This window comes from Caenispirillum bisanense (genome assembly GCF_039523075.1).
GTDB classification, from domain to species: domain Bacteria; phylum Pseudomonadota; class Alphaproteobacteria; order Rhodospirillales; family Rhodospirillaceae; genus Caenispirillum; species Caenispirillum bisanense.
The window spans coordinates 1-534 of record NZ_BAAAEP010000145.1; the positions used below are offsets into that span (position 1 = coordinate 1).

A 534-nucleotide genomic window follows, 5' to 3' on the forward strand; every position below is an offset into this window, starting at 1 on the left:
CCTGCCATGACCAGAGACGCACCATTCCTTTCTCTGGTCTTGGGTTATGCCGTGCCCAGTTTACTGGTCCTGGTTGTTGCTCCATTACCCAAAAACTACTATTGCTAATTCCGCGGCTTTGGTCAAAGGCATAACTGGAAAAATCCGGGTGGCCAGTGCGCATATATTTTTTAAACTGTGCGACTGGCGCATCGCCAAAAAATAGATCGGTTCGTCCTAATGGGTAATTATCGTAACTGACAAAATCGAGTTTTTTTGCTAGAGCAAAATTGTCAGTTTGGGTATCGTGCATAGGTATAAAATTGTGGGTGACAAATTGATTTGGCGCATGAGCTCGTATTACATCGACCATTTCATCATGAAATTTCACCACCTGATCCGAGCTGAAGCGCCGGTAAGCCAATTGATGAGAAGGGCTGGTTTCTGTAACGGCCAGAATAGGCAATTCAATTTGCTCAAAACTTTGATATTCCATCGACCAGAATACATTACCCCAGGCCTGGTTTAATTTATCTATGGTGCCGTAAAACTGCT

The 534-nt window shown here is 44.0% G+C and carries 1 protein-coding gene; it reads right to left on the reverse strand.

Annotated features, from left to right (window positions below; genetic code table 11):
- A partial coding sequence (locus ABD056_RS22850; RefSeq protein ID WP_343870607.1) for a beta-galactosidase occupies positions 1 to 534 on the reverse strand: 534 nt, incomplete at both ends.